The organism is Natronoflexus pectinivorans, assembly GCF_004345615.1.
Classification (GTDB): Bacteria; Bacteroidota; Bacteroidia; order Bacteroidales; family Marinilabiliaceae; genus Natronoflexus; species Natronoflexus pectinivorans.
The window spans coordinates 76,577-82,859 of the sequence record NZ_SLWK01000014.1 but is presented as its reverse complement, the minus strand read 5'-3'; the positions used below and the strand labels follow the sequence as shown (position 1 = coordinate 82,859).

Here is a 6,283-nt window from a genome sequence, read left to right as displayed (position 1 = left end):
AATGGCAAGGTTATGCTGATTGTACCTGCGTCATCATCAATTAATCCAGTTTGTCCGGAAATAGAGAAGCTGGTAATGAGCGCTTCATTGTTTGGTGCCACATTGACTGTTACCAGATATTCTTTGGAGGTTGTTTCATCTTCCGCCGTTACAGTATACTCGACAGGGCCAGAGAAATTCTGAGCCACACCGGATTGCGGATCGACTGTCGCATTTTCCGAGAACTCAATCACCGGAGTGAGATTTGTCAAATCAGTCCCAAACGGCATGATTATGCTAATGGTCTCATTTTCATCATCAATTACCCCAGTTTGTCCGGAAATAGAGAAACTGGTAATGAGCGCTTCATTGTTTGGCTCAACAGATATCGTCACCTCATATATTTTGGTGGTTTCTTCATCTTCTGCCTTAACAGTATAAGTAACGGGATCAGAGAAATTCTGCGCCACACCGGATTGCGGATCGACTGTCGCATTTTCAGAGAATTCAATCACCGGAGTGAGGCTTGTTAAATCCGTTCCGAACGGCATGGTGATGCTGATAGTACCTGCGTCATCATCAATTAATCCAGTTTGTTCGGAAATCGAGAAACTGGAAATGAGCGCTTCATTGTTTGGTGCCATATTGACCGTTACTAGATATTCTTTGAAGATTTCTCCATCTTCAGCAGTAACAGTATAGGTAAGGGGATCAGAGAAATTCTGGGCCACACCGGATTGCGGATCGATTGAGGCATTTTCCGAGAACTCAATCACCGGAGTGAGGCTTGTTAAATCTGTCCCAAATGGCATGGTTATGCTGATTGTACCTGCGTCATCATCAATTACTCCAGTTTGTCCGGAAATCGAGAAACTGGTAATGAGCGCTTCATTGTTTGGTGCCAAAGTGACCGTTACCAGATATTCTTTGGAGGTCGTTTCATCTTCCGCCGTTACAGTATACCCGACAGGGACAGAGAAATTCTGTGCCACTCCGGATTGCGGATCAATGGTTGCATTTTCAGAAAGTTCAATGACCGGAATGAGGTTTGTTAAATCTGTCCCAAATGGCAAGGTGATGCTGATTGTACCTGCGTCATCATCAATTAATCCAGTTTGTCCAGAAATAGAGAAACTGGTAATGAGCGCTTCATTGTTTGGTGCCAAAGTGACCGTTACCAGATATTCTTTGGAGGTTGTTCCATCTTCCGCCGTTACAGTGTAGGTAACGGGATCAGAGAAATTCTGAGCCACACCGGATTGCGGATCGACTGTCGCATTTTCCGAGAATTCTATCACCGGAGAGAGACTTGTCAAATCTGTCCCAAATGGCAAGGTTATGCTGATTGTACCTGCGTCATCATCAATTAATCCAGTTTGACCAGAAATAGAGAAACTGGTAATGAGCGCTTCATTGTTTGGTGCCAAAGTGACCGTTACCAGATATTCTTTGGAGGTTGTTTCATCTTCCGCCGTTACAGTGTAGGTAAGGGGATCAGAGAAATTCTGGGCCACTCCGGATTCGGGATCGATGGAGGCATTTTCCGAAAGCTCAATGACCGGAGTGAGGCTTGTTAAATCCGTTCCAAATGGCATGGTGATGCTGATTGTTCCTGCGTCATTATCAATTACCCCAGTTTGTCCGGAAATCGAGAAACTGGTAATGAGCGCTTCATTGTTTGGGGCCAAAGTGACCGTTACCAGATATTCTTTGGAGGTTGTTTCATCTTCCGCCGTTACAGTGTAGGTAAGGGGATCAGAGAAATTCTGAGCCACACCGGATTGCGGATCGACTGTCGCATTTTCCGAGAATTCTATCACCGGAGAGAGACTTGTCAAATCTGTCCCAAATGGCATGGTGATGCTGATTGTACCTGCGTCATCATCAATTAATCCAGTTTGTCCGGAAATCGAGAAACTGGTAATGAGCGCTTCATTGTTTGGTGCCAAAGTGACCGTTACCAGATATTCTTTGGAGGTCGTTTCATCTTCCGCCGTTACAGTATACCCGACAGGGACAGAGAAATTCTGTGCCACTCCGGATTGCGGATCAATGGTTGCATTTTCAGAAAGTTCAATGACCGGAATGAGGTTTGTTAAATCTGTCCCAAATGGCAAGGTTATGCTGATTGTTCCTGCGTCATCATCAATTAATCCAGTTTGACCAGAAATAGAGAAACTGGTAATGAGCGCTTCATTGTTTGGTGCCAAAGTGACCGTTACCAGATATTCTTTGGAGGTTGTTCCATCTTCCGCCGTAACAGTATACTCGACAGGGTCAGAGAAATTCTGCGCCACACCGGATTGCGGATCGACTGTCGCATTTTCCGAGAATTCAATGACCGGGGAGAGGTTTGTCAGATCTGTCCCGAAGGGCATGGTAATACTGACCGTTCCATCTTCATGATGTATGCTTGTTTCTCCAATTTGCTGGTCGATTGAAAACTCGATGATCTTAGCCTCCGAGTTCATCGCGTTGGTTACTGTAACCAAGTACGTTTTGGTTGTTTCATCTTCCGCCGTTACAGTGTAGGCAAAAGGATCAGAGAAATCCTGCGCCACTCCGGATTCGGGATCGATGGAGGCATTTTCCGAAAGTTCAATGACCGGAGTGAGGCTTGTTAAATCCGTTCCGAAGGGCATGGTAACACTGACCGTTCCATCTTCATGGTGTATGCTCGTTTCTCCAATTTGCTGGTCGATTGAAAACTCGATGATCTTAGCCTCCGAGTTCATCGCGTTGGTTACTGTAACCAAGTACGTTTTGGTTGTTTCATCTTCCGCCGTTACAGTGTAGGCAAAAGGATCAGAGAAATCCTGCGCCACTCCGGATTCGGGATCGATGGAGGCATTTTCCGAAAGTTCAATGACCGGAGTGAGGCTTGTTAAATCCGTTCCGAAGGGCATGGTAATACTGACCGTTCCATCTTCATGATGTATGCTTGTTTCTCCAATTTGCTGGTCGATTGAAAACTCGATGATCTTAGCCTCCGAGTTCATCGCGTTGGTTACTGTAACCAAGTACGTTTTGGTTGTTTCATCTTCCGCCGTTACAGTGTAGGCAAAAGGATCAGAGAAATCCTGCGCCACTCCGGATTGTGGATCGACTGTCGCATTTTCAGAGAATTCAATGACCGGAGTGAGGTTTGTCAAATCCGTTCCAAACGGCATGGTGATGCTGATGGTTTCAGATTCATCATCAATAACAGTTTCACCAATCTGATCTACAATGGTGAAGGATGTGATCTGACTATCACTGCTGAGGGTTACAACGGTTACAGTATATTCTTTTACAGAGTTGTCTGATGCTATAACCGTATAAACAATCGGTGAAGAAAAATCCTGAGTTTCTCCTGATGCAGGAGAAACTATTGCCCCCGGGGAGACATCAATTTGTGGCGCCAAGGCATTAATGTTTTCATTTTCGGAGACAGCAAATTGAATGGTTCCGGTAGTATGATTAATTTGGGTCTCACCAATTTGTTCTTCAACAGAAAAGGATAAAATTCTGTTCTCAGCAATCGGTGCTGGAGGCACCGGGAGAGAACTGTCATATTTAATATCAAAACGAATAACCCATTCGTCTGGATCTATGATGATGTCAATCACCTCTTTATCTATATCGAAATAGAAATGTTGCAGCTTTTGGTTGTTATAAACCCTTTCCATTCTGGATGTTCCGTCTGCGAATTCAAGTCTGACATCCAGATTCATTTCAAATATTTCTCGTTCGTTTGATATTCCTTCAGATTGGGACTGATTTATTGTCAGCCCCGCTTTACCTTGTGAAAGATCTGAATAGAAGTTATACTCATAATCGGCAAAGGACATATCATAAACCCATTGATCAAAGAAGTTATAGAGGTCGAGGCCTGTAAAGGCCTCAACATATTGCCTGAATTCATCTGTGGTTATATATCCGTGTTTAAATTGCGGATCTTGAGCATAGGACTTTATCAGATCAAAAAAGATTTCATCATCTCCAATATAACCTCTTAACATGTGTAAAAGCCAGGCTCCTTTTTCATAATAGAAGTAGTCGAAAACCTCCCAATGTTTAGAGTCGTCTTCTAAAAAAAGCCTTCGTTCCCAATTAAGCCTTGATCCCATACTTCTCATATGATCATGATAGACTCCTATTCCGGAGGTGTATTCGTAATATAGAGCCTCGGCATAGGTTGCGAAACCTTCGTTGAGCCAGATGTGTTGCCAGGTTTGGTTGGTGATGGAATTGCCAAACCACATGTGAGCCAATTCGTGAGGCATTAATATGGTCCAGTTCCAATTGGCTACTACAGAGTTGGTCTGTTTTTCAATATACCAAAATGGAACAATCTCAGTCATGGCATACCCTTCGTCTCTGTATGGATAGTCGCCAAAATAGTGTATGTAGGCATCGAAAGCCTGATCGAACATGTCAGCAATGCTGGTAGCCTGACTGCTGTTATTGGGGAACGTATAATATTTTATTGGGAAATTATGACCATTTTTATTATAGGTGCGTTCAATGGTTTGGTAGTTGGAAACAGCCACCAGTATGTAGTAAGGAGCAATGGCGTGATTATGCTGCCAGGTGTAGGTTCGTTTGCCGTTATTAACCACCTCATTAATCAGCACTCCATTGGATACTGCCTTTAGATTTCTACCGCCATATGTTGTGTTTGGAACCGTAATGTCAAGGCGAACCCCGTTATCGGCTTTGTCCGTTGGTCCATCCTTACAAGGAAACCAATAATGCGAGAGATAAGGCGTACTAAGATTCACAATGGCAGGGACGTCGTTATTCCCATAGGTATCAAACCTGAAACCTTTGGTTATGCCCCCACTTTGGACTCTTTCGGGTGCGCCATTGTAATAGATTTTTACTGAAGGTTCATCACCTATGCTGTATGTCTGATTGAGATTAATGTTGAGGATATGATTTGAATGACTCCATGTTACAGGTGCTCCATCCATGGTAATGTTCGTTACGGTAAATACATTTCTCAGATTGAGCTTTATCTGGTTTAGGTTGTTAATTAAGGATTTAAAGTCGACTACAACACTGCCATCAATTGTCTTATTGTTTATGTCAATATCAATAGAAATGTGGTAAAACTGTACATCTATATTGAAATCGGTCTGCAATGATTGAGCTGCATCTTGTGTTGATAATGGTGCAGGAGTTTGTGATGATGTTTTTTTGGATGTAATATCAGAGCGCTGCTGCGCTTCCAGTCCGGAGACAAAAATCATCAATATAAGGGGAAATAAAATTTGAATTTTATGAGAAAAAAATGTCATGTTTTGTCTTTTTCGGTTCTTTCAACAGAATTTTATAACATGCAATTTACCTCATTGTTAAGGGAAGTGCATCCTGTTTTTTACCGATGACCATATATTGTCCATTATCTTTAAGAATTCTATGATTAAAAAATCATTGTAAAATGAGAGGGAAAACAATAGCAAAAAGCAAGAGAAGCAAAACGTACTACGTTTTGCTTCTCTTTATCTACTTCTTAAATAGCTTCTGTTTACTTACTTAGGATAACTCTGTTGGTATAGAAGGTTCCGCCAACAGTCGTTATTCTGACAATATATACGCCTGAATTAAACTCCGCAAGATTAATTGAAAACTCCTTATTTCCGTTGACTTCTTGCAGCAGAACTTTTGTTCCATTGGAATCAAAAACTTCAATATAATCTATAGGCTCATTACTCAAAACATTTACCACATCCAAAGTTGGATTGGGGAACACTGTTATTTCAATTGTTCCTCTGATGTCCAATTGTGTTGGTATTCCCGGGATAACTGTTACAACCCATTCCTGCTCAATTCCACTTTCGGAGGTAACCGTATATGTTATGGGTTCTGAGAAGTCAGTTTCCTGTGGTTCGGGTGTTATAGTTGCACCCAACGATACTGTTATTTCTGGTGTAAGTGCGCTCAGGTCTGCACCTAATCCCATCCATACTGAAACTGTTTTGTTTTCGGAGTTGATTTCGCTTTCTCCTACTTGACCTGCAATAGAGAATGATATGATATCATTTTCATCGCTCAATATTACTTCCAGCGTCACTTCATACGCTCTTGTCTGTCCATTTTCCGCTGTCACGGTGAAAGTAACAGAACCACCGGAGAAATCTACCGCCTCACCAATGTTCGGTTCAATGGATGCACCCTCGGAAATGGAAATTGCCGGAGTCACCTCTGAAATATCAGCTCCCGTAGGCATGATCACCAAAATGGTGTTCTCTTCGTCATCAATAACTGTTTCACCGATTTGAATAGTAACAGAGAATTCGGTAATCAGGTTTTGATCATT

Annotated in this window: 2 protein-coding genes; both read right to left on the bottom strand. The window is 42.5% G+C overall.

Going from position 1 to position 6,283, the window contains the following annotated elements:
* The coding region (locus tag EV194_RS14605) for a DUF5018 domain-containing protein (protein ID WP_132434882.1) at window positions 1-5,261 on the bottom strand (5,261 nt) is incomplete at its 3' end.
* Window positions 5,262-5,491: 230 nt separating this feature from the next.
* A partial coding sequence (locus EV194_RS14600; protein ID WP_132434880.1) for a DUF5018 domain-containing protein occupies window positions 5,492-6,283 on the bottom strand: 792 nt, incomplete at its 5' end.